Origin of the sequence: Streptomyces sp. CCM_MD2014 (assembly GCF_000772045.1) — a bacterium.
Taxonomy (GTDB): Bacteria; Actinomycetota; Actinomycetes; order Streptomycetales; family Streptomycetaceae; genus Streptomyces; species Streptomyces salinarius.
This window is the reverse complement of sequence record NZ_CP009754.1, coordinates 2,321,213-2,344,720: the sequence shown is the minus strand read 5'-3', so window position 1 is coordinate 2,344,720 and position 23,508 is coordinate 2,321,213. Positions and strand designations below refer to the sequence as shown.

Here is a 23,508-nt window from a genome sequence, read left to right as displayed (position 1 = left end):
GCTCGACAGTGGTTCAGGCGCGCGTCGCCCACGCGTAGCGGTGCTCGGGGCGGCCCGCCTCGCCGTACTTGAGGGTCAGTACGGCCCGCCCGGTGCGTTCCAGAAGCTTCAGATAGCGCTGCGCGGTCTGGCGGCTCACCCCGGTCCGCTCGGCGATCTCCTGGGCGGAGAGCGGCCCGTCGGCCTTCAGCAGGCACTGGCGGACCAGCTCGGCGGTGGTGGGGGAGTGCCCCTTGGGCAGTCCGGGCTCGGACGGTGCCGACAGGGCGCCGAAGATCCGGTCGACCTCGGCCTGTTCCGCCTCACCGCCCCCGTCGAGGGTGCGGCGCAGCTGCGCGTACGCCTCCAGCTTGGCGCGCAGACCGGCGAAGGCGAACGGTTTCACCAGGTACTGGAGAGCGCCCTGGCGCATCGCCGCCTGGACGGTCGACACGTCCCGGGCGGCCGTCACCATGATGACGTCGGTCTGGAGTCCTCTCCGACGCATCTCCCCGACGACCTCCAGACCGGTCCGGTCGGGCAGGTAGTGGTCCAGCAGGATCAGGTCCAGGCGGGGCAGCCGCTCCACCGCGGCCAGCGCCTCCAGTGCGCTGTGCGCCTCGCCGGCGACGTGGAAGCCCGGCACCTTCTCGACGTACGCGGCGTTGACGCGCGCGACCCGCGTGTCGTCGTCCACGACCAGGACCTCGATCATCGGGACTCCTTCTCGGCAGCGGTGGTCACAGAGGTGGTGGGGGCGGCTTCCGGGCCCGGGCCCGGCGCCGGTGCCGATACCGGCTGCGGCTTCGCTCCCGGTTCCGGTTCGGGTCCCGGTTCCGGTTCGGGTTCCGTCAGAGCCTCCGGCAGGGCTACGACGAACTCCGCGCCCCCGCCGCTCGCCTCCCCGGCCGTCGCACTGCCACCCTGCCGCTCGGCGAGGCGGCGCACCAGCGGGAGTCCGATGCCGCGCTCGCGGTGGGCCGGCGCCTCCTTGGTGGACCAGCCCGTCGTGAACACCAGCTCACGGTGGTCCGCCGGTATGCCGGGCCCCGTGTCCCGCACCGTGAGCGTGGCGGCGCGTCCCTCGGTGCGCAGTTCGACCTCCACGCGCGCGTGCGGGGTCCCGGCGGTGGCGTCGAGGGCGTTGTCGACCAGGTTGCCGACGATGGTGACGAGGCCCCCGGGATCGACCAGGCGGTCGGGCAGCCGCGACCGGTCAGAGACCCACAGGGCGACTCCGCGTTCGGCCGCGACGGCCGCCTTGCCGACCAGCAGGGCGGCGAGCAGGGGGTCCCGGATCCGCTCGGTGATCTGTTCCGCGGTGACCCGGTGGTCGCCGACCACCTCGCCGACGAACTCCACGGCGTCGTCGTACATCTCCAGTTCCAGCAGCCCCAGCAGGGTGTGCATGCGGTTGGCGTGCTCGTGGTCCTGTGCGCGCAGGGCGTCGATCAGGCCGCGCGTGGAGTCCAGCTCCCGGCCGAGCTGCTCCAGCTCGGTGCGGTCGCGCAGCGTGGCGACGGCCCCGCCGTCGTCGGTGGGCATCCGGTTGGCGACCAGGACCCGCTGGCCGCGCACGGTCAGCAGGTCGGTACCGGTCACCCGGCCGGCCAGGACGTCGGCCGTACGGCCCGGGCCGAGCGCCTCGTCGGGGAAACGGCCGACGGCCTCGCCGCCGATGCCCAGGAGGCGCTGCGCCTCGTCGTTGAGCAGGCGGACCCGGCCCCCGCGGTCGAGGGCGACGACACCCTCCCGGATGCCGTGCAGCATGGCCTCGCGCTCCGCCAGCAGCCCCGCGATGTCCGAGAAGGCCAGGTCCCGGGTCTGCCGCTGCACCCGGCGCGAGATGATCCAGGACGCCAGGGCACCGACGGCCAGCGCGCCCCCGGCGTACGCGAACAGGCCGGGGATGGCGTGGATCAGCCGCGCCCGCACGCTGTCGTAGGCGATGCCCACCGAGACCGCCCCTACGATCGCGCCGTCGCTGTCGCGCAAGGGGACCTTCCCGCGGGCGGAACGGCCCAGGGTGCCGTTGTCGATCTCCATGACCTCGCGTCCCGCCAGGGCCTGCCCCGGGTCGGTCGAGACGACCTGGCCGATCCGCTCCGGGTCGGTGTGCGACCAGCGCACCCCCTCGCGGTCCATCACGACGACGTACTCCGCCTTGGTGGCCCTGCGCACCCGCTCCGCCTCCCGCTGCACCGGACCGTCCGCCGCCGGCCGGGTGGTCCGCAGGTCCCGCACCACCTGCGGTTGCTGCGCGGTGGTCTGCGCGATCGCCAGCGCCCGGCGCATCGCCTGGTCGTCCAGCTGGTCCCCGAGCGGTGCCAGGAACAGTCCGGTCGCGAGTACGGCGACGCCCGCGGCGATCGCCAGCTGCATCAGCAGCACCTGCGAGAACACCCGCCGCGGCAGGCCCAGGCGCCGTCGGCGTACGGGGGCAGTGGAGCTCATGGCCACGACGGTACGTGGGGACCACGGCCGGCCGGAGCGGGGTGTGGCGTGTATCTCCCGCCCGGCGGCTCTGCCCGCGTTGGCGGCCGAGAGGGCCGCCGAGCTGCGGCCGGCTTCCAGGGTCGTCCGCGCCTCAGCTCGCCAGTGCCGCCGCCGGCACCGGCAGCTCGCGCACCGACGTGACCTCCATCCGCGCCGGCGAGCCCAGCACCGACGCTCCGCAGCTCTCCGGTCGCGGGGGTGCCGAGGCCCCTTGTGCGACGGTGACCCGCCAGCGCCGGCCGTCGGAGTGGGACAGGGTCACCTCCCAGCGCGGTGCGGCGCCGTCCGTCCGTACGACCGTCAGTGCCTGCGCCGCGTCCTCGGCGACGGCCGACCGCAGGGCCAGCTCGGCCGCCTGGCCCGGGCGCTCCCAGGCGGAGTGCCCGCGGCAGCCCTCCACGACGATCCGGTCCTCCCGCGCACGGTGCAGGATCTCCTTGACGGCGTGTGCCTGGATGCGCCCGTAGACGTAGCCGTGCGGCAGTACCAGCACGGTCGGCGAGAAGCGGTGGCCTCCCAGGTGGGTGACTTCCCAGACGCCGTCGGCTCCGGAGGCGGCGATCTCGGCCGCCAGCGGCCTGCCGAGGAGCGCGCAGCACCGGTCGCGTTTGCCGTTGGTGCAGACGAGCGCGAGCGGATCGCCCTGGTGGGGGGCGCCGTCCAGCACCGAGTCGAAGGTGTGGTGGTCGCCCCGGCCGAGTGCCGCGAAATCTAGGCCGAGCAGCCGGCGGGGGTCCCCGATCGCGGTCCCGTGCAGCCACACGTTGCCCGGCACGGTGTGCGCCGCGTACACCCTGCGCTCGGCGGGCGTGCCCCGGTCCGCGTGGCGCCCGGGGCGGCGGATGAGCGCGATGCGCACGCCCGTCCCCCTCGCCGCCGCGTCCAGGGCACGCCCCAGCGCGGGGTCCAGGTGGCTCGAGGTGAGCGCCTTGGCGCCCCACGGGCCGGGCTGTTCGAGCAGCAACCAGGTCCTCGCGACGGGTGCGGTGCCCGTAAGGGGCTCGTCGAGGTCCCGGGAGACCACTGAGCACGTACTCACAGAGGTGAGCCTAACCTGACTTGCGCCACGGCGACGTCCAGCCGCGCCCGGACGCTACTCCGGTAGGGGGCGCGGCGGCCTGGGACCGGAGTACAGCCCGCTCGGCCGCATCCGCAGGGGGCGCTCCCCGTACTCCTCCAGGGCGTGCGCGATCCAGCCCGCCGTACGGGCCACCGCGAAGATCGTCTCGGCCGCGGTGGGTGCCATGCCGGACGACGCGGTGAGCACGGCGAGCGCCAGGTCGACGTTGGCGTGCAGCGGGGTGTGCCGGGCAGCGGTGGCCTGGATGTCCCTGGCCGCCGCGAGCGCGGGCGCCGCCCGGGGGATGTCCTCCAGGAGTGCGAACAGGGCACCCGCGCGTGGGTCCTCACCGGGGTAGAGCCGGTGGCCGAGTCCCGGGACGCGCCGGCCGGCCCGCAGTTCCTCCGCGACCACCGGACCCGCGCTGCCCAGTTCGAGCACGTCCAGCAGCATCCGGTGGGCGAGTCCTCCGGCGGCGCCGTGCAGCGGTCCCTCGACGACGCCGAGCCCGGCGGACACCGCGGCGTAGGCGTGGGCCCGTGCCGAAGCGGCGACGCGCACGGCGAGCGTGGAGGCCGCCAGATCGTGGTCGACGAGGAGGCAGAGCGCCGTGTCGAGGGCGCGCAGCGTCGGCTCGTCGGCCTCTCGCCCGCTGAGCCGGGTCCACAGGCGGTGGGCGATCGGGGCCCGGTCGTCACCGTCGCGCAGTACCGGGGGCAGCGCGGCGACGAGGGTGGGGACGAGGATGCGGGCCGTGCCCAGCACCGCACCCTCCGACAGGTCGAAGCGGAGCGGGTCCGCGACCGCGGCGGCGATCGCCGCCACGCGGAGCCGGTCGGCGGGGCCGGCGTGTTCGGGCAGGGCGTCGACGGCCCGGCGGGCAGCGGTCACGGAGGGTTCCGGCGCCGAGAAGGCGGTGCCCGGACGCAGCTGCCCGGTCCAGAGCCACTCGGCCACCTCCTCGTAGGTGTGGCGTGCGGCGAGTTCGACCGCGTCGACGCCCCGGTAGTAGTACCGGTCGCTCTCGATGAGCGTGAGGCGGGTGCGCACGGTCAGCTCCTGACCGGCGGCCGAGGCCGCGGGGCCGCCGCCGTCGCGCCGGTTGCGCCGGGCGAGGGCCCGGACCTCCTCGGCGTCGAAGGTGCTGCCCCGCGTGCCGGGCGTGCGCCGGCTGCCGAGCTGGCCGCGGCTCACATACGCGTAGACGGTCTCGGGTTTCACCCCGAGCAGTTCGGCCGCCTCCCGGGTGGTCAGGCGCCGCTCGCCGGCGTCGGGACGGCCGGGCTCTTGATCACGCATGGGGTCACCGTATCCGTCGGAGGGGGGTTGTGTTGAGCCATGGAGCAGACCCATTGATTCAACTTGGATTCAATCAATATTGACAGGGTTGCAGTCAAGTATGGACAGTTGTATCAAGTTCGAGGAGGTAATCATGTCCGTCAATAGGACCGCAGCCCCCGCATCGCTCGTCGAGGTGCCGCGCGGACTCGCCGGTGTCGTGGTGGCCGACACCGAGGTCGGCGACGTGCGAGGGCTCGAGGGCTTCTACCACTACCGGCAGTACTCGGCCGTCGAGCTCGCGCAGAACCGCGGCTTCGAGGATGTCTGGCATCTCCTGGTCCACGGAGAACTCCCCGACGCACGGCGCGGCGCCGCCTTCGCCGCCGAGACGGCGGCGATGCGAAGGCTCCCCGGCACGGTGCGCGAGGCACTGCCCGCCATCGCCGCGGCCGGCGGGCGCTCCGGGCCGCTCGCGGGGATGCGCACGGGTCTGTCCCTGCTGGGCGCGGCCCTGGGCTTCAGACCGGTGTACGACCTGTCGGCGGACCAGCGCCGGCAGGACACCCTGGTCGCAGCCGCGGCCGTGCCGACACTGCTCGCCGCCCTGTACCGGCTGGGGCGGGGGCTCGAGCCGGTGGAACCCCGCGAGGACCTGTCGTACGCGGCGAACTACCTCTACATGGTGACCGGTGCCGAGCCGGACGAGGTGCGCACGCGCGCGGTCGAGCAGTACCTGATCTCCACCATTGACCACGGGTTCAACGCGTCCACCTTCACCGCACGGGTCATCGCGTCGACGGGTGCGGACGTGGCGGCGTGTCTGGCCGGGGCGGTGTCCGCGCTGTCCGGCCCGCTGCACGGCGGCGCGCCCAGCCGGGCGCTGGACACCCTGGACGCGATCGGCACGCCCGACCGCATCGACGGGTGGATCCGCGAGCGGGTGCTCGCCGGTGAGCGCATCATGGGCTTCGGCCACGCGGTCTACCGCACGGAGGACCCGCGCTCGCGGATGCTGCGGGAGGTGGCGCAGCGGTTCGGCGGTCCGCGGGTGGAGTTCGCCGTCGAGGTGGAGCGGCAGGTCGAGGCGATCCTCGCGGAGCTGAAACCGGGGCGCGAACTGCACACCAACGTCGAGTTCTACGCGGGCGTGGTCATGGAGCTGTGCGGTCTGCCCCGTGAGATGTTCACGCCGACGTTCGCGGCGGCGCGGGTGGTGGGCTGGAGCGCGAACATCCTGGAGCAGGCGCGCGACTCGAAGATCATCCGGCCTGCGGCCCGGTATGTGGGGCCGGGAGCGCCGGTCGGCGTACCGGCGGTGGCCTGAGGAAAGCGAGCGGCCTGGTGCCGTTCGGGCGCCAGGCCAGGTCGGGGAGCGTCGAGCAAGGACGGGGTGCCGGGTTGCTCGCCGGGAGTGGGGTCCGTGCGCGATCGGCGGCGGGGACGGCCAAGGACACGGCTGACGTCAGGCGTCGGGGATGTCCGCCTTGGCCCGGATGAGGGTCTCCCGGCTGATGACCACGATGCGTTCGTAGTCGGCCCGGGAAGCGTCGGCGGGCAGCTCACGCTCGAGGGCCTCGGTGGCCTCCGTACCGATCACGGCGAAATTGCCGTCGCTCAGTTCGAACAGATCCGGGCAGTTGGCTCCCGACGTACTGCCACGCGAGCTCGGAGGCACACCGATGCGGCGCACGATCTTCAAGGGGTACCGGTCCTTACACGGGTTGGGCACGCTGGTCGGCAGCACCGTACTGTGATCAGTGCGTCCCGTGTGACCGCATGGCCGAAATGTGGCGAGAGGTTCACTCGCCCGAGGACGAGGTGCCCTCCCAGGCGGGCGGAGGCGTGCCGACCACCCACCACTCGTCCGTGTCCGCCTCGTCCAGTTCCATGATCAGGCCGTCCACCATGGCCCCGATCCGCCTCTCGTCGGACGACTCGTCCAGCGTCGCGCGCTGCGCCCTGGACGCCTCCCAGTACTCCCGCATCAGGGGCGTCTGGAAGATCTCACGCAGGCGCCCGAACAGCTCCTGCTGGTCCAGCAGGCCCGCTTCGTAAAGGTAGTAGAGGTTGACGTACCAGGCGTTGGCGTAGAAGAACTGGCGCCGCTTCTCCGCGGGGATGTCCTTGTCGTAGGTGTCGATCACGGCAGCCAGGGACGCGTCGTCCATCGCCCTCGTGAGCAGTTCCCAGTGCATGCGCTGCTGGTGGGCCAGTGCCCTGCGCCGGGAGGCCGCTTCCTCCAGTTCCAGCCGCCTGAGACCGAGGCGTTCCGCCTCCAGTCGCCGCTGGCGCGCGGCCAGTGTCAGCCCCGCCGTGGCGACCAGCATCCCGGCCGTGGCGGAGCAGAACCTCCCCGTGACGTTCTTCCGTGTGGCCATGTCAACCCCCGAATCAGGCGACCGCCCACCGGTCGTCGAGTGCGGGTCGGCTGACGGGGACCGGCGAGCGATGCGTGGTGCTGCCGCCTCCAGAGTGCCGAGCGGCTCTGATCGACGGGGAGGCGGAGAGGCGGCGCACGGAGGGAAGCGAGGGTCGCACGGTCCGGCGCCATGCAAAACGTCTGCCCATCAAGTGCTGCTAACAATCGTTCACTCCGCGGGTACTGCGCCGGCTCGTATCCTGAGCAGGCAATTCCGTACGTGGATGTACGCCCTGCCACGGGCCGGCGTACGCGTGGGTGAGAGAGAGGTCGCACGGTGGGGCAGCGCCCGACTCCGCAGCAGATCCCGGTCGTCGTACTCGCCGGATTCCTCGGCTCCGGGAAAACGACCCTGCTCAACCACCTCCTCCACCGCAGCGGAGGCAGCCGTATCGGCGCCATCGTCAACGACTTCGGCTCGATCGAGATCGACGCGATGGCCGTCGCGGGCGCCCTCGGCGACTCCACCGTGTCGCTGGGCAACGGATGCCTGTGCTGTGCCGTCGACGCGAGCGAACTCGACGGGTACCTGGAGCGGCTGGCCCGGCCCGAGGCAGGCATCGACGTCATCGTCATCGAGGCCAGCGGCCTCGCCGAACCGCAGGAGCTGGTGCGCATGCTGCTCGCCAGCGAGCAGCCGCGGGTCGTCTACGGCGGTCTCGTCGAGGTCGTCGACGCCGCGGAGTTCGACGACACCCGCGCCAAGCACCCCGAGATCGACCGGCATCTGGCCCTCGCCGACCTGGTCGTGGTCAACAAGACCGACCGTGCCCCCGACCCGGAGCGTGTGCTCGCCCTGGTCCGGTCGCTCGGCGACGGCGCCGCCGTCGTACCGGCGACCTACGGCCGTGTCGACCCCGAGTTCCTCTACGACTGCCGGCCCAGCGAGGAGCGGGTGGGGCAGCTGTCCTTCGACGACCTGCACGACCACTCCGGGGGCGGCGCGCACGCCGGACACCTGCACGCCGCCTACGACACCCTGTCGTTCGTCTCCGACCGCCCGCTCGACCCGCGCCGGCTGATGCGCTTCCTCGACAGCCGGCCCGAGGGTCTGTACCGCATCAAGGGATACGTCGACTTCGGCCCGTACGACACGCGGAACCGGTACGCCGTCCACGCCGTCGGACGCTTCCTGCGCTTCTACCCGGAACCCTGGGCCGCCACCGAGGCCACCGGCACCGACGGAGTCACCGGCGTCCGCCGGACCCAGCTCGTCCTCATCGGCACCGGCATCGACACGGCCGCCCTCGGCGAGGAACTCGCCGCGTGCCGCCGGGACGCCGACGCCCCGCCCGCCGACGAACACGGCATGTGGGGCGTCCTGCGCTACGTGCCCGACGGCGAGGAGCCCGACGGCCAGGAGCCGCCGGACGTCCCGTAGGCCTCCCTACGCCGGACCCGCCACCACCGACACCGTCTTCGGCAGCGACACGCCCGAGCCGTCGCGGCGCGGGTCGATGTCCGGGAGCTGAGCAGGCGTGCCGTTCTTCTGCGCGGCGAGCGCCGGGGTGGCGCCCGCCCAGGCGAAGGCCAGGCAGTCCTCGCCCTTCAGGAACCGCTGGCAGCGCACACCACCCGTGGCGCGGCCCTTGCGCGGATACTGGTCGAAGGGCGTCAGCTTGGCCGTGGTCTGCACGGAGTCGTCCAGCGTGCCGCGCGATCCGGCCACGGTGAAGACCACCGCGTCCGCCGCCGGGTCCACCGCCGTGAAGGAGATGACCTTGGCGCCGTCGGCGAGCTTGATGCCCGCCACACCGCCCGCCGGACGGCCCTGCGGGCGGACCTGCGAGGCCTGGTAGCGCAGGAGCTGAGCGTCGTCCGTGATGAAGACCAGGTCCTCGTCGCCGGTGCGCAACTCGGCACCGCCGACGATGCGGTCGCCCTCCTTGAGCGTGATGACCTCCAACTCGTCCTTGTTGGAGGGATAGTCGGGCACCACACGCTTGACGACGCCCTGCTCCGTCCCGAGCGCCAGCCCCGGCGAGGACTCGTCCAGCGTGGTCAGGCAGACCACGTCCTCGTCGTCCTCCAGGGACACGAACTCGGCCAGCGGCGCACCGCCCGCGAGGTTCGGCGTCGGCAGCGACTCCGGGAGCTGGGGCAGGTCCACGACGTTCACCCGCAGCAGCCGCCCCGCGGACGTCACCACGCCCACCTCGCCGCGTGCCGTGGCCGGCACCGCGGAGACGATCACGTCGTGCTTGGCCCGCTTGGCGCCCGCCTCCGTCACCAGGGGCTCGTCGTTCGCGGTGCGGGCCAGCAGGCCCGTCGACGACAGCAGCACCCGGCACGGGTCGTCCGCCACCTGGAGCGGCACCGCGGCGACCGGGGCGGCGCTCGACTCCAGCAGCGTGGTGCGCCGGTCGGTGCCGAACTTCTTCGCCACCGCGGCCAGTTCGGCCGAGACCAGCTTGCGCAGCTCCGCGTCCGAGTCGAGGATGCGGGTCAGCTCCTCGATCTCCGCGTTCAGCCGGTCCTTCTCGGACTCCAGCTCGATGCGGTCGTACTTGGTGAGGCGGCGCAGCGGCGTGTCCAGGATGTACTGCGTCTGGACGTCGCTCAGCGAGAAGCGCTCCATCAGGCGCTGCTTGGCCTGCGCGGAGTTCTCGCTGGAGCGGATGAGGCGGATGACCTCGTCGATGTCGACCAGGGCGGTGAGCAGGCCCTCCACCAGGTGCAGCCGGTCACGCTTCTTGCTGCGGCGGAACTCGCTGCGGCGCCTGACGACGGTGAAGCGGTGGTCGAGGTAGACCTCCAGCAGCTCCTTGAGGCCCAGGGTGAGGGGCTGGCCGTCCACCAGGGCGACGTTGTTGATGCCGAAGGACTCCTCCATGGCCGTCAGCTTGTAGAGCTGCTCCAGGACCGCCTCGGGCACGAAGCCGTTCTTGATCTCGATGACCAGCCGCAGTCCGTGCTCGCGGTCGGTCAGGTCCTTGACGTCCGCGATGCCCTGGAGCTTCTTCGAGCCGACCAGGTCCTTGATCTTCGAGATGACCTTCTCGGGGCCGACCGCGAAGGGCAGCTCGGTGACGACGAGCCCCTTGCGGCGGGCCGTGACCGTCTCCACCGACACCGTCGCGCGGATCTTGAAGGTGCCGCGCCCCGTCTCGTACGCGTCCCGGATGCCGGGCAGGCCGACGATGCAGCCGCCCGTGGGCAGGTCGGGGCCGGGCACGTGCTTCATCAGCGCGTCCAGGTCGGCGTTCGGATACCGGATCAGGTGCCGGGCCGCCGCGATCACCTCGCGCAGGTTGTGCGGCGGCATGTTCGTCGCCATGCCGACCGCGATGCCCGAGGCGCCGTTGACCAGCAAGTTCGGGAAGGCGGCGGGCAGCGCCACCGGTTCCTGCTCCTGGCCGTCGTAGTTGGGGGCGAAGTCGACGGTGTCCTCGTCGATGGACTCCGTCATCAGGCCCGCGGCCTCGTCCATGCGGCACTCGGTGTAGCGCATGGCGGCCGGCGGGTCGTCGTTGCCCAGCGAGCCGAAGTTGCCGTGGCCGTCCACGAGGGGGACGCGCATCGAGAACGGCTGGGCCATGCGCACCAGCGCGTCGTAGATCGACGCGTCGCCGTGCGGGTGCAGCTTGCCCATGACCTCGCCGACGACGCGGGCGCACTTCACGTAGCCGCGCTCGGGCCGCAGGCCCATCTCGTTCATCTGGTAGACGATGCGGCGGTGCACCGGCTTGAGGCCGTCGCGGGCGTCCGGCAGCGCACGGGAGTAGATGACCGAGTACGCGTACTCGAGGAAGGAGCCCTGCATCTCGTCGACGACGTCGATGTCGAGGATCTTCTCCTCGTACGAGTCGTCGGGCGGCGGGGTCTTCGTACTACGGCGGGCCATCGCTGCCGGCTCCTTGCTGAAGCGTGAACGGTGATCTGACGCCGTCCATTGTGGACTGCGGCACTGACAGCGACCGACCAGGACCCGTCACGGGCTGCCCGGCCCGGCGCTGCCCGCAGAGTACGCCCTCGTGCCGCGGCACCGTCCGCGCAGTCGTCCCGGCGGCCCGTCAACCGCGTGCTCGCTCTCGGCGTACGAGGTCCGGGAACTCCACCGGCGGCCCGCACGCTTGCATACAGTGGCAGGATCGGCGGAATTCCGCAGTTCCGCCCGCTGATTCCACCCGGTGGTTCACCCAGTGATCCCACCAGATATTTCGCGATCGAAGGGACGTACATGCCCATGGGTCACACGGCCACAGCCCAGGCAGGCTCCGGCGGCCTGACAGCGACCGAGCACCGCCTGGCCAACGGCCTGCGCGTGGTGCTCTCCGAGGACCACCTGACCCCGGTCGCGGCGGTGTGCCTCTGGTACGACGTCGGTTCGCGCCACGAGGTCAAGGGACGCACCGGCCTGGCTCACCTTTTCGAGCACCTCATGTTCCAGGGCTCCGCCCAGGTCAAGGGCAACGGCCACTTCGAGCTGGTGCAGGGCGCCGGCGGCTCGCTCAACGGCACCACCAGCTTCGAGCGGACCAACTACTTCGAGACCATGCCCGCCCACCAGCTGGAGCTCGCCCTGTGGCTGGAGGCCGACCGCATGGGCTCCCTGCTCGCCGCCCTGGACGAGGAGTCCATGGAGAACCAGCGGGACGTCGTCAAGAACGAACGCCGCCAGCGCTACGACAACGTCCCCTACGGCACGGCCTTCGAGAGGCTGACCGCCCTCGCCTACCCGGAGGGCCACCCCTACCACCACACGCCGATCGGTTCGATGGCCGACCTGGACGCGGCGACCCTGGAGGACGCGCGCGCGTTCTTCCGCACCTACTACGCGCCGAACAACGCCGTGCTGTCGGTCGTCGGCGACATCGACCCCGAGCGGACGCTGGCCTGGATCGAGAAGTACTTCGGCTCCATCCCCTCGCACGACGGCAAGCAGCCGCCCCGCGACGGCTCGCTCCCCGACGTCATGGGCGAGCAGCTGCGCGAGGTCGTCGAGGAGGAGGTCCCGGCCCGCGCCCTGATGGCCGCCTACCGCCTGCCGGAGGACGGCACGCGCGCGTGCGACGCGGCCGACCTGGCCCTGACCGTCCTGGGCGGCGGCGAGTCGTCCCGCCTCTACAACCGGCTGGTGCGGCGCGACCGTACGGCCGTGGCCGCCGGGTTCGGCCTGCTGCGCCTCGCCGGAGCCCCCTCCCTGGGGTGGCTGGACGTGAAGACCTCCGGCGACGTCGAGGTGCCGGTCATCGAGACGGCCGTCGACGAGGAGCTGGCCCGGTTCGCCGAGGAGGGCCCCACGGCCGAGGAGATGGAGCGCGCCCAGGCCCAGCTCGAGCGCGAGTGGCTGGACCGTCTGGGCACGGTCGCCGGCCGCGCCGACGAACTGTGCCGGTACGCCGTCCTGTTCGGCGATCCGCAGCTCGCCCTCACCGCCGTCCAGCGGGTGCTGGAGGTGACCGCGGAGGAGGTCCAGGAGGTCGCCAAGGCCCGCCTGCGCCCCGACAACCGCGCGGTGCTCGTCTACGAGCCCACCGCCCCGGCCGGCGAAACCGACGCCGCACCGACCGACGCCACCGACGAGAACGAGGAGGCGGCCAAGTGACCGAGCTCGCCACCATGGACTTCCACGCACAGCCGCAGGCCGGCGAGCCCAGGCCCTGGGCGTTCCCCGCCCCCGAGCGCGGCAGCCTCGACAACGGCCTGACCGTGCTGCGCTGCCACCGCCCCGGCCAGCAGGTCGTCGCCGTCGAGGTGCTCCTCGACGCACCCCTCGACGCCGAGCCGGCCGGTCTCGACGGCGTCGCCACCATCATGGCGCGGGCGTTCTCCGAGGGCACCGACAAGCACTCCGCCGAGGAGTTCGCCGCCGAGCTGGAGCGCTGCGGCGCCACCCTCGACGCGCACGCCGACCACCCCGGTGTCCGGCTGAGCCTGGAGGTGCCCGCCTCGCGCCTCGCCAAGGCGCTCGGCCTGCTCGCCGACGCCCTCAGGGCGCCCGCCTTCGCGGACGGCGAGGTCGAACGGCTGGTGCGCAACCGGCTCGACGAGATCCCGCACGAGCTGGCCAACCCCTCCCGCCGCGCCGCGAAGGAACTCTCCAAGGAGCTGTTCCCGTCCGACTCGCGCATGTCGCGCCCGCGCCAGGGCACCGAGGAGACCGTCGCGGCCGTCGACTCGGCCGCCGTGCGCGCCTTCTACGAGCGGCACGTCCGCCCCGCCACGGCCACCGCGGTCATCGTCGGCGACCTCGCCGGCGTCGACCTGGACGCGCTGCTCGGCGACACCCTGGGCGCGTGGACCGGCTCGGCCGCCGAGCCGCGCCCCGTGCCCCCGGTGGCCGCCGACGACCGGGGCAGGGTCGTCATCGTGGACCGTCCCGGCGCCGTCCAGACGCAGCTGCTGATCGGCCGCACCGGCGCCGACCGGCACGACCGCGTGTGGCCCGCGCAGGTGCTCGGCACGTACTGCCTCGGCGGCACCCTCACCTCGCGCCTGGACCGCGTCCTGCGCGAGGAGAAGGGATACACCTACGGCGTACGGGCGTTCGGCCAGGTCCTGCGGTCCGCGCCGGACGGCACGGGCGCCGCGATGCTCGCCATCAGCGGCTCCGTCGACACCCCCAACACCGGTCCCGCCCTGGAGGACCTGTGGACGGTGCTGCGCAAGCTCGCCGCGGAGGGGCTCACCGACGCCGAGCGCGACGTGGCCGTGCAGAACCTGGTGGGCGTGGCTCCGCTCAAGTACGAGACGGCGGCGGCCGTGGCGGACACGCTCGCCGACCAGGTCGAGCAGCACCTGCCCGACGACTTCCAGGCGACGCTCTACCGTCAACTCGCCGCCACGGGCACCGTGGAGGCCACGGCGGCGGTCGTGAACGCCTTCCCGGTGGACCGCCTCGTGACCGTCCTCGTCGGCGACGCGGCGCAGATCAAGGAGCCCGTCGAGTCCCTCGGCATCGGTGAAGTCACCGTGGTGGCGGCCGAGTAGCGGCCCCCGCGTGCGGCGGCCCTGGTGACCGGAGTGTCACCAGGGCCGCCGTATGTCCGGATTGGGGCAGTGGCTGCCTGTCTGCCCTGTGGCGTGCGCTACAAAAGGCCTGTTGCGTTTGAGGATTGAACACAGCCGCGTTTAGCGTCTTCCGGGCTGTTCGTCAGGCAGTGCGCCGCACCCGCGGCACCGGACAGTCATCGCCGAGTCCCCGTACGGCGCGAGCCAGGGGAGCCGGGGACCCATCGCAGTCCCTGGGGTGAATCGGACGCCCGCGCGCGCAGCGAGGGGGTCCGTAGGAGACCTTCCACCTCCGAACCCGTCAGCTAACCCGGTAGGCGAGAGGGAAGGAAAGGACAAGCCTCTACATGGCGTTCACGCGCGCCACCGGGAAGCACCGCCGTCCCAGCCGGGTGCACCGCACCACCGCCCGCGCGGCGGGTGTCGCGGCCCTCGCCACCACCGGCGTCGTCGGCACCCTCGCGGCTCCGGCGCTGGCCGCCGAGCCCGAGGCGGAGCAGAGCGGACTCACCCCGGTCGTCACCATCGGCGACTCCATAGCCGACGAGATCGACGCCCAGGCCGTCGCCCAGAAGCAGGCGGCCGTCGACGCCGCCGCCCGCGAGGCGGCCCGCGAGCGGGCGGCCGAGGCGGCCAAGGAGGCGCGCGAGGCCAAGGAGCGCGCCGCGCGGGAGGCGGAGCGCAAGCGCCTCAACACCTTCGTCGCGCCGATCACCGCCTCCTACGTCTCCACCGCGTACCAGGCGGGCAGCTCCCTGTGGTCCTCCGGCAGCCACACCGGCATCGACTTCCACGCCTCCAGCGGCACCTCCGTGCACGCGGTCGGCGTCGGCACCGTCGTCGAGGCCGGCTGGGGCGGGGCGTACGGCAACCAGGTCGTCATCAAGATGCACGACGGCACCTACACGCAGTACGGGCACCTGTCCTCCGTCGGCGTCTCGGTGGGCCAGTCGGTCGAGCCCGGTCAGCAGATCGGCCTCTCCGGCGCCACCGGCAACGTCACCGGACCGCACCTGCACTTCGAGGCCCGCACGAGCCCCGAATACGGCTCGGACATGGACCCCGTCGCCTACCTCCGCTCGCACGGTGTGAACGTCTGACGGCCGCATCCGAAAGCCCCGTCTCCCTGAGTCGGGGCTTTTGGTATTCCCTATTCGCTTGATTGGCCTAGAGTCGCTGAATGCGTCCATCGTCGGCGTTTCAGGAATCAAGGCGGAGGTCGGTCATGCGTATTCCGGCGCATTCGGTGTGTACGGCGATCCGGGACGACATCGTCGCGGGCGTCCACGGACGCGGGAGCCGGCTCACCGAGGAGATCCTCGCCCGCCGCTACGGCGTCTCGCGCGTTCCCGTGCGCGAGGCCCTGCGCACGCTGGAGGCGGAGGGTTTCGTGGTGACCCGGCGGCACGCGGGTGCCTGCGTCGCGGAACCGACCGAGCAGGAGGCCGCCGACCTGCTGGAGACCCGCACCCTCCTGGAGCCGCTCGGTGCCTCCCGGGCCGCCCGGCGGCGCACCGAGGCCCACCTCAAGGTGTTGCGCGGCCTGGTCAGGCTGGGACAGGAGAGGGCCAGGCAGAGTAACGGGGAGGATCTGCGCCCGCTGGGCGGCTGGTTCCACGAGACCCTCGTCCGGGCGGCGGGCAGTCCCTCCCTGGCCGCACTCCTGACCCAGCTGCGCCACAAGATCGCCTGGATGTACGTCCAGGAGGCCCCGGCCGGACCCGTGCAGCACTGGGCGGAGCACGGTGCGATCGTCGACGCGGTGGCCCGGGGCGACAGTGAACGAGCCCGGGCGCTCATGACGCTGCACACCGAACGGTCGGCATCGGCATACCGGCTGCGATTCGCCCCCGGCGGCGGGCTGACGGAGCGCGTGAGGAATGCGCAACATTCCGTAAACACGGCGGGGCTGTTGCAGTAACACAAGTGCCGTACAAAGGAGCGGGGAATTACGGGCCGCTTTTCCGGCGCTCGGAACGGAAAAGGTGAAAGGCCCGCGCGGTGACACCGGCGGGCCTTTCGGTGCTGCTGTTCCGTTCCCTTGTCCGTCAGACGGTCTCGGGAAGTTCCTCGAGCCCCTCGGCGACCAGCTTCGCCAGCCGGTCCAGGGCGGCTTCCGCACCCTCGGCGTCGGAGGCGAGGACGATCTCCTCGCCGCCCTGGGCGCCGAGGCCGAGGACGGCCAGCATGGAGGCCGCGTTGACGGGGGACCCGTCGGCCTTGGCGATCGTCACCGGGACGCCTGTGGCCGTGGCGGCTCGGACGAAGATGGAGGCGGGGCGGGCGTGGAGGCCCTCGGCCCAGCCGACGTTGACGCGGCGCTCAGCCATGTGATGCTGCCCTTCAGGTGTTCAGAGGGGTTGAAGTTGTCTAGACCAGTCTTGTCTAGACCAGTTTCCCACATCGTGAAGCAAGCCGGGACGACCGCGTGCGCCGTCCCGCGCGGTGCCCGGACCGCGGCCTCGGTCCGGGATTCCGTTGTCCACAGACTGCCCCGCGCCGTTGTCGTGCGCGAGCCGTAGTCTGGGGCCCATGCAGACCTCGTCGGACCGGCACGAGTACCCCGCCCACTGGGAAGCCGACGTGGTGCTGCGCGACGGCGGCACCGCGCGCGTCCGCCCCATCACCGTTGATGACGCCGAGCGCCTGGTCAGCTTCTACGAGCAGGTCTCCGACGAGTCGAAGTACTACCGCTTCTTCGCGCCGTACCCTCGCCTGTCCGCCAAGGACGTCCACCGCTTCACGCACCACGACTTTGTGGACCGGGTGGGACTCGCGGCCACCATCGGCGGCGAGTTCATCGCCACCGTACGCTACGACCGGATCGGCGCCGGCGGAACACCGGCCACCGCACCTGCCGACGAGGCCGAGGTCGCCTTCCTCGTCCAGGACGCCCACCAGGGACGCGGCGTCGCCTCCGCCCTCCTGGAGCACATCGCCGCCGTCGCCCGCGAGCGCGGCATCCGCCGCTTCACCGCCGAGGTGCTGCCCGCCAACACCAAGATGATCAAAGTCTTCATGGACGCCGGGTACACCCAGAAGCGGAGCTTCGAGGACGGTGTGGTCCGCCTGGAGTTCGGTCTCGAACCCACCGACCGCTCGCTCGCCGTGCAGTACGGGCGCGAGCAGCGCGCGGAGGCCCGTTCCGTCCAGCGGCTGCTGCAGCCCGGCTCGGTCGCGGTCGTCGGCACCGGCCGCACCCCGGGCGGCGTCGGCCGCAGCATCCTCGGCAACATCCGGGACGCCGGCTACACGGGCCGCCTGTACGCCGTGAACAGGGCGTTTCCCGAGGAACAGAAGACACTCGACGGGGTCCCGGCGTGCCGCTCCGTGCGCGACATCGACGGGCCCGTCGACCTCGCCGTCGTCACCGTGCCCGCCGCGCACGTCCCCGACGTCGTCACCGAGTGCGGCGAGCACGGCGTGCAGGGTCTCGTGGTGATCTCCGCCGGGTACGCCGACAGCGGCCCCGAGGGCCGTGAACGCCAGCGCGCCCTCGTGCGCCAGGCGCGCACGTACGGCATGCGGATCATCGGGCCCAATGCCTTCGGGATCGTCAACACGTCCCCTGACGTGCGGCTCAACGCCTCCCTCGCCCCCGAGATGCCGCGCCCCGGACGGATCGGCCTGTTCGCGCAGTCCGGCGCCATCGGCATCGCCCTGCTCTCCCGGCTGCACCGGCGCGGCGGCGGAGTCACCGGCCACACCGGCGTCTCCACCTTCGTCTCCTCCGGCAACCGCGCCGACGTCTCGGGCAACGACGTCCTCCAGTACTGGTACGACGACCCGGACACCGACGTCGCGCTGATGTACCTGGAGTCCATCGGCAACCCGCGCAAGTTCACCCGCCTCGCCCGGCGGACCGCGGCGGCCAAACCCCTGGTCGTCGTGCAGGGCGCACGGCACGGCGGCGTGGCACCCCAGGGACACGCCGTACGGGCGACACGGCTGCCGCACGCGACGGTCTCCGCGCTGCTGCGCCAGGCCGGCGTGATCCGGGTCGACACCATCACGGAGCTGGTCGACGCGGGACTGCTGCTCGCCCGCCAGCCGCTGCCGACCGGACCGCGGGTGGCCATCCTGGGCAACTCCGAGTCCCTGGGGCTGCTCACGTACGACGCGTGCCTCTCCGAGGGCCTGCGCCCGCAGCCCCCGCTGGACCTGACGACCGCCGCGTCGGCCGACGACTTCCACGCCGCCCTGGCCAGGGCCCTGGCCGACGACACCTGCGACGCGGTCGTGGTGACCGCGATCCCGACGGTGGGGGAGGGGGCCGCCGGGGACGCCGCACTGGCCGAGGCGCTGCGCTCGGCGGCGGCCGCGGTCCCCACCAAACCGGTCCTCGTGGTCCACGTGGAGCTGGGCGGCCTGGCGGAGGCCCTGTCGGCGGCGACAAGCACCGCGCCCCAGGCCGGCCCCGGCCCGACCGCACCGGCTGCGCCGGACCCCGCCGCTCCGCCTGCGCCGGGTGCCGCGGCTGATTCCGCTCCCGGCGTGGCCCCTCCGGCTGTGCCGGGCACTGCCTCTCGGGTCGAGCCCGGCTCCGCTGCTCCGGCTGCGCCGAGCCCCACGGTTGATTCCGCTCCCGGCGCCGCCCGACAGGCCGCTCCGGGCGCCGCCCCACAGGCCGCTCCGGGCCCCGCCTCTCCGGCAGCTCAGGGCGCCCCGCCCCGGGCGACTCCGGGCACCGCCGCCGATTCCGCTCCCGGCACCTCTTCTGGCGCTGCTCCGGGCAGCGTCGCCGGGACCGCTCCGGACGCTCCGTCTGGGGCGGCCCCGAGCAGCCCCTTCCGGGGTGGTCCGAGCAGCACGCCCCACGCCGCTCCAGGCGGGGCCGCGGCGGCTTCGTCCGGCTCGTCCGCCGCCCCGCCCCCGTCGCAGCCCGCCGCCCCGGCCCCGGCAGGGGCCCGCCTGATCCCCGCCTACCCCGCCGCCGAGCGTGCCGTCCGCGCCCTCGGCGAGGCCGTCGCCTACGCCCAGTGGCGGCGCGAGGCCGCCGATCCCGGCAAGGTGCCCGAGTACGAGGACATCGACGAGAAGGGCGCCGCCGAGCAGATAGCCGGCCTCCTCGCGCGCGGGCAGGGGCTCACCCTCGGCGACCGGGAGACCTGCGACCTGCTCGGCAGGTACGGCGTCCGCGTCCACCGCGCCCTGCCCGCCCCCACCCCCGACGACGCCGCGGCCGCCGCCCGGACCCTCGGCTACCCCGTGGCCCTCAAGGCCACCGCACCGCACCTGCGTCACCGCGCGGACCTGGGAGGCGTACGCCTCGACCTCGCGGACGAGGAGCAGCTGCGCCGTGCCTACGCCGAGTTGACCGAGCTGTTCGGAAAACCCGCGGAGCTGCGCCCGGTGGTGCAGGGCATGGCCCCGCGCGGCGTCGACACCGTCGTACGGGCGGTCATCGACCCGGCGGCCGGCGCGGTGCTCTCCTTCGGCCTCGCCGGCGCCGCCACGCAGCTGCTCGGCGACATGGCGCACCGGCTGATCCCGGTCACCGACCGGGACGCCACCTCGCTCATCCGCTCGATCCGCACGGCACCCCTCCTCTTCGGCTGGCGCGGCTCGGCCCCCGTCGACGCCGCCGCCCTGGAAGAGCTGCTGCTGCGGGTCTCCCGGCTGGTCGACGATCACCCGGAGGTCGTCGCCGTCACCCTGGAGCCGGTCGTGGTCGCCCCGCACGGCCTGAGCGTCCTCGGCGCCTCCGTCCGCCTCGCACCCCCTCCCGCCAGGGACGACCTGGGCCCGCGGACCATGCCGGCGTACTGACCCGCCGCCGCCGGAGGAGCCCGGCCCCCACACCGAGCGCGGCCCGGGACGGGTAGCGCAGGAGCGTCCCTCGCAGTCAGCGGGTCCCCGTAGGATGGACGGCATGGCCAAGACCAGTACGACGACCCAGGGGCTGCGAGCGGCGATCGAGCGCAGTGGCTACTACCCGGCCCTCGTGGCCGAGGCGGTGGAGGCCGCCGTGGGCGGCGAGCCCGTGCGGTCGTACCTGGTCCACCAGGAAACGACATTCGACCAGAACGAGGTGCGCCGGCACGTGACCGTGCTGGTCCTCACCGGCAACCGCTTCATCGTCAGCCACACCGACGAGCAGGCCGCCGACGACACCTCCCCGACGCCGTACGCCACCACGTCCACGGAGTCCGTCAAGCTCGGCCGGATCTCGTCCATCGTCGTCAGCCGCGTCGTCGCCAACCCGGAGCAGTACAAGCCGGGCACCCTGCCCCGCGAGATCGTGCTGACCATCGGCTGGGGGGCCGTCTCCCGCCTCGACCTGGAACCGGCCGCCTGCGGCGACCCCAACTGCGAGGCCGACCACGGCTACACGGGCAGCTCCACGGCCGACGACCTCAGCCTGCGCGTCAGCGAGGCCGGCGACGGCTCCGAGACGGTGCGCCAGGCCCTCGCCTTCGCCCAGGCCCTCTCCGAGGCGACCGCGGACTCCGCCCGCTGATGGTGCAGCACACCGCCTGGGACACCCACCCGGAACCGCTCCCCGTCGACTCCGCCCCCGTACCCGAGTACGGCACGGGGTCCCTCGCCGACCTGCTGCCCACCCTGGCCGCCGGCCTCGGCGTCCCCGGCATGACCGCGGGCATCACCGAGCTGACCCCCGCCGACCGCAACTGCGTCTTCCTGATCGACGGCCTCGGCTGGGAGCAACTGCGCGCGCACCCCGACGACGCCCCGTTCCTCACCTCACTCCTGGACAGCTCGCGCGGCGGCACCGGGCGTCCCATCACCGCCGGCTATCCGGCCACGACGGCGACCTCCCTCGCCTCCGTCGGCACCGGACTCCCGCCGGGCGCCCACGGCCTGCCCGGCTACACGGTGCGCGACCCCGCCACCGGCGCGCTGATGAACCAGCTCCGCTGGCAGCCCTGGACCGCGCCCGGCCCCTGGCAGCCGTACCCCACCGTCTTCGGCCTGGCCCACGAGGTGGGCGTGCACGCGGCCCAGGTCTCCTCACCGACCTTCGCGAACACCCCGCTGACCAAGGTCGCGCTCAGCGGCGGCGAGTTCCACGGACGGCTGTCCGGCGAGGACCGGATGGACTGTGCCGCCGAGCAGCTGGCCCGCGCCGACCGCGCCCTCGTCTACACGTACTACGCCGAGGTCGACGGCGCCGGCCACCGCTTCGGCGTCGACTCCGACACCTGGCGCGGCCAGCTCGGCCACGTCGACCGGCTCGTGCAGCGCCTCGCCGAGCAACTGCCGCCGCGCAGTGCCCTGTACGTCACCGCCGACCACGGCATGGTCGACGTGCCCTTCGACGAGGAGCACCGCATCGACTTCGACGAGGACTGGGAGCTGAAGGCGGGCGTCGCCCTCCTCGGCGGCGAGGGCCGCGCCCGCCACGTCTACGCCGTCCCCGGCGCCCGGAGCGACGTGCTGACCTGCTGGCGCGAGGTGCTCGGCGAGCAGTTCTGGGTGGCCTCGCGGGACGAGGCGATCGCGGCGGGCTGGTTCGGCCCCCGCATCGACGACCGGGTGTACGCCCGCATCGGCGACGTGGTCGCCGCCGCCCGCGACGACGTCCTGCTCATCGCCTCCGAGCGCGAGCCCAAGGAGTCGGCGATGGTCGGCAACCACGGCTCGATGACCCCCGCCGAGCAGCTCGTCCCGCTGCTCGAAGTACGCTCCTGACCCCGCAAGCCCCTCCACCGCCGAAAGGTGCCCAACCCCTCATGCCCGAGCTGGTGTTCTTCTCCGGAACGATGGACTGCGGGAAGTCGACACTGGCTCTCCAGATCGAGCACAACCGCTCGGCGCGCGGACTGGCGGGCATGATCTTCACCCGCGACGACCGCGCGGGCGAGGGCAAACTCTCGTCCCGGCTCGGTCTCGTCACCGACGCGGTGGAGGTCGGGGACGGCCAGGACCTCTACGCCCACGTCGTGGACCACCTCTCGCAGGGCGGCCGGGTGGACTACGTCATCGCGGACGAGGCGCAGTTCCTCGCCCCGGACCAGATCGACCAGCTCGCGCGCGTGGTCGACGACCTCGACGTCGACGTGTACGCCTTCGGCATCACCACCGACTTCCGCTCCAAGCTCTTCCCCGGCTCCCAGCGCCTGGTGGAACTCGCGGACCGCGTCGAGGTGCTCCAGGTCGAGGCCCTGTGCTGGTGCGGCGCCCGCGCCACGCACAACGCCCGCACCGTCGGCGGCGTCATGGTCGTCGAGGGCGCCCAGGTGGTCGTCGGCGACGTCGCCCAGTCCCCGGACGAGATCGGCTACGAGGTGCTGTGCCGCCGCCACCACCGCCGCCGTACGACCGCCGCGACGGCCCGGGCGGCGGCCCTGTCGCCGGACGTGCTGCCCGTCTCCCCGAGCTGACGCGTCCGACCGGGCACGCTCCGCGTCGGGGCGGGGAGCGGCCGCTCAGCCGATGCGGGTGCCGGAGCCGCCGACCCGGACGCGGGGGTCGTCCGCCCGCAGGGTGACCGTGAGCTCGCCGGGGCGGCCCAGGTCCTCGCCCTGGTGGAGGGTGAGGACGGCGTCCGCGGGTACCAGGCCCAGCTCACGGGCGTACGCGCCGAACGCGGCGGCCGCGGCACCGGTCGCCGGATCCTCGACGACACCGCCGACGGGGAACGGGTCACGGACGTGGAAGACGGTGGCCGACTCCCGCCACACCAACTGCACCGTGGTGAGGTCCAGCCGGTGCATCAGCGCTTCGAGGCGGGCGAAGTCGTACGCCAGCTCCGCGAGGCGGGCGCGGGTCGCCGCCGCGAGCACCAGGTGACGTGCCCCGGCGAACGCGATCCGGGGCGGAAAGGCCGGGTCGAGATCGGCGGCCGGCCAGTCGAGCGCGGCGAGCGCTTCCCCGAGGTCGGCGTCGGAGACCTCCTCGACGTGCGGCTCGACGCTGGTGAGCGTGGCCCGGAACGCCCCGCCCTCCTCGGACACCGTCACCGGCACGGTACCGGCGCGCGTCGCGAACACCAGCTCCCCCGGACCGATCCGTTCGGCGAGCGCGACGGCCGCCGCGACGGTGGCGTGCCCGCAGAAGGGAACCTCGGCCTTGGGACTGAAGTAACGGATGCTGTACGCCCGCCCCTCCTCGCCGCCCAAACCCTCCGGGGGAGCGGTCAGGAACGCGGACTCGGAGTACCCGAGCCCGGCGGCGATGCCCAGCATCCCGGCGTCGTCGAGACCGGAGGCGTCCAGCACGAGACCGGCGGGATTTCCGCCCTCGGGGGTGCTGGAGAAGGCGGTGTAGCGCAGTACCTCGGGTCCCGCGGCATTCGTCGTCATGATCGCGCCAACACGGGGCCGGGCATGCGTATTCCGGCAGCGCCGGACGCGCC

At 73.0% G+C, this 23,508-nt stretch carries 19 protein-coding genes and 1 riboswitch; of the genes, 10 read left to right on the top strand and 9 right to left on the bottom strand.

Annotated features, from left to right (window positions below; genetic code table 11):
- Positions 1-13: 13 nt before the first annotated feature.
- The 4 genes from NI25_RS10125 to NI25_RS10110 form a co-directional block, all read right to left on the bottom strand.
- Positions 14-694, bottom strand: coding sequence for a response regulator (locus NI25_RS10125; RefSeq protein WP_061442148.1), 681 nt, complete (start codon positions 692-694; stop codon positions 14-16).
- On the bottom strand, positions 691-2,433 hold the full coding sequence (locus tag NI25_RS10120) for an ATP-binding protein (RefSeq protein WP_078884580.1): 1,743 nt from the start codon (positions 2,431-2,433) through the stop codon (positions 691-693). Before NI25_RS10120 ends, NI25_RS10125 begins: the two co-directional genes overlap by 4 nt.
- Before the next feature lie 133 nt (positions 2,434-2,566).
- Positions 2,567-3,514, bottom strand: a complete 948-nt coding sequence (locus NI25_RS10115; RefSeq protein ID WP_061442146.1) for a sucrase ferredoxin — start codon at positions 3,512-3,514, stop codon at positions 2,567-2,569.
- Positions 3,515-3,568: 54 nt separating this feature from the next.
- Positions 3,569-4,834 (bottom strand): citrate synthase, encoded by a 1,266-nt coding sequence (locus tag NI25_RS10110; RefSeq protein WP_061442145.1) that lies wholly within the window; start codon positions 4,832-4,834, stop codon positions 3,569-3,571.
- Positions 4,835-4,967: 133 nt separating this feature from the next.
- Here NI25_RS10110 and NI25_RS10105 point away from each other — a divergent pair, with 133 nt between their 5' ends.
- Positions 4,968-6,140: a citrate synthase/methylcitrate synthase gene (locus NI25_RS10105; protein WP_061442144.1), complete on the top strand. Its 1,173-nt coding sequence runs from the start codon at positions 4,968-4,970 to the stop codon at positions 6,138-6,140.
- Between the two features lie 138 nt (positions 6,141-6,278).
- Here the strand turns inward: NI25_RS10105 and NI25_RS10100 are convergent, their stop codons facing one another.
- Positions 6,279-6,515 carry a hypothetical protein gene (locus tag NI25_RS10100; RefSeq protein WP_079187841.1) on the bottom strand — a complete coding sequence of 79 codons (237 nt, stop codon included), beginning with the start codon at positions 6,513-6,515 and terminating at the stop codon, positions 6,279-6,281.
- A gap of 100 nt (positions 6,516-6,615) precedes the next feature.
- Positions 6,616-7,194, bottom strand: coding sequence for a DUF6082 family protein (locus tag NI25_RS10095; protein WP_061442143.1), 579 nt, complete (start codon positions 7,192-7,194; stop codon positions 6,616-6,618).
- A 318-nt stretch (positions 7,195-7,512) separates the two neighbouring features.
- Between NI25_RS10095 and NI25_RS10090 the strand changes: the two genes are divergently transcribed.
- Complete coding sequence (locus NI25_RS10090; RefSeq protein ID WP_061442142.1) at positions 7,513-8,616, top strand: CobW family GTP-binding protein; 1,104 nt, start codon at positions 7,513-7,515, stop codon at positions 8,614-8,616.
- Positions 8,617-8,622: 6 nt separating this feature from the next.
- On the opposite strand, the gene NI25_RS10085 is transcribed toward NI25_RS10090, so the two are convergent.
- Complete coding sequence (locus NI25_RS10085) at positions 8,623-11,079, bottom strand: DNA gyrase/topoisomerase IV subunit A (protein WP_061442141.1); 2,457 nt, start codon at positions 11,077-11,079, stop codon at positions 8,623-8,625.
- Between the two features lie 336 nt (positions 11,080-11,415).
- Between NI25_RS10085 and NI25_RS10080 the strand changes: the two genes are divergently transcribed.
- The 4 genes from NI25_RS10080 (at position 11,416) to NI25_RS10065 (ending at position 16,110) form a co-directional block, all read left to right on the top strand.
- Complete coding sequence (locus tag NI25_RS10080; RefSeq protein ID WP_061442140.1) at positions 11,416-12,783, top strand: M16 family metallopeptidase; 1,368 nt, start codon at positions 11,416-11,418, stop codon at positions 12,781-12,783.
- Positions 12,780-14,168: a M16 family metallopeptidase gene (locus NI25_RS10075; RefSeq protein ID WP_061442139.1), complete on the top strand. Its 1,389-nt coding sequence runs from the start codon at positions 12,780-12,782 to the stop codon at positions 14,166-14,168. Before NI25_RS10080 ends, NI25_RS10075 begins: the two co-directional genes overlap by 4 nt.
- Before the next feature lie 191 nt (positions 14,169-14,359).
- Positions 14,360-14,524, top strand: a riboswitch (cyclic di-AMP (ydaO/yuaA leader).
- 12 nt (positions 14,525-14,536) lie between these two features.
- The gene (locus tag NI25_RS10070; protein WP_061442138.1) at positions 14,537-15,289 is read left to right on the top strand and encodes a M23 family metallopeptidase; all 753 of its coding nucleotides are present in this window, start codon (positions 14,537-14,539) and stop codon (positions 15,287-15,289) included.
- Positions 15,290-15,414: 125 nt separating this feature from the next.
- A complete protein-coding gene (locus tag NI25_RS10065; protein ID WP_061442137.1) occupies positions 15,415-16,110 on the top strand; it encodes a GntR family transcriptional regulator in 696 nt (231 codons plus the stop codon).
- 127 nt (positions 16,111-16,237) lie between these two features.
- Here NI25_RS10065 and NI25_RS10060 read toward each other — a convergent pair whose 3' ends face one another.
- Complete coding sequence (locus NI25_RS10060; protein ID WP_007445064.1) at positions 16,238-16,519, bottom strand: HPr family phosphocarrier protein; 282 nt, start codon at positions 16,517-16,519, stop codon at positions 16,238-16,240.
- A 202-nt stretch (positions 16,520-16,721) separates the two neighbouring features.
- Between NI25_RS10060 and NI25_RS10055 the strand changes: the two genes are divergently transcribed.
- From NI25_RS10055 to NI25_RS10040, 4 genes are all read left to right on the top strand, one after another.
- Positions 16,722-19,958, top strand: coding sequence for a bifunctional GNAT family N-acetyltransferase/acetate--CoA ligase family protein (locus tag NI25_RS10055; RefSeq protein ID WP_061442136.1), 3,237 nt, complete (start codon positions 16,722-16,724; stop codon positions 19,956-19,958).
- A gap of 94 nt (positions 19,959-20,052) precedes the next feature.
- Positions 20,053-20,649 (top strand): DUF5998 family protein, encoded by a 597-nt coding sequence (locus tag NI25_RS10050; RefSeq protein WP_061442135.1) that lies wholly within the window; start codon positions 20,053-20,055, stop codon positions 20,647-20,649.
- Positions 20,649-21,842, top strand: coding sequence for an alkaline phosphatase family protein (locus tag NI25_RS10045; RefSeq protein WP_061442134.1), 1,194 nt, complete (start codon positions 20,649-20,651; stop codon positions 21,840-21,842). The genes NI25_RS10050 and NI25_RS10045 overlap by 1 nt, the downstream gene beginning before the upstream one ends.
- A 41-nt stretch (positions 21,843-21,883) precedes the next feature.
- The gene (locus NI25_RS10040) at positions 21,884-22,534 is read left to right on the top strand and encodes a thymidine kinase (protein ID WP_061442133.1); all 651 of its coding nucleotides are present in this window, start codon (positions 21,884-21,886) and stop codon (positions 22,532-22,534) included.
- A 45-nt stretch (positions 22,535-22,579) separates the two neighbouring features.
- On the opposite strand, the gene NI25_RS10035 is transcribed toward NI25_RS10040, so the two are convergent.
- Complete coding sequence (locus NI25_RS10035; protein ID WP_061442132.1) at positions 22,580-23,455, bottom strand: PhzF family phenazine biosynthesis protein; 876 nt, start codon at positions 23,453-23,455, stop codon at positions 22,580-22,582.
- Positions 23,456-23,508: the final 53 nt, after the last annotated feature.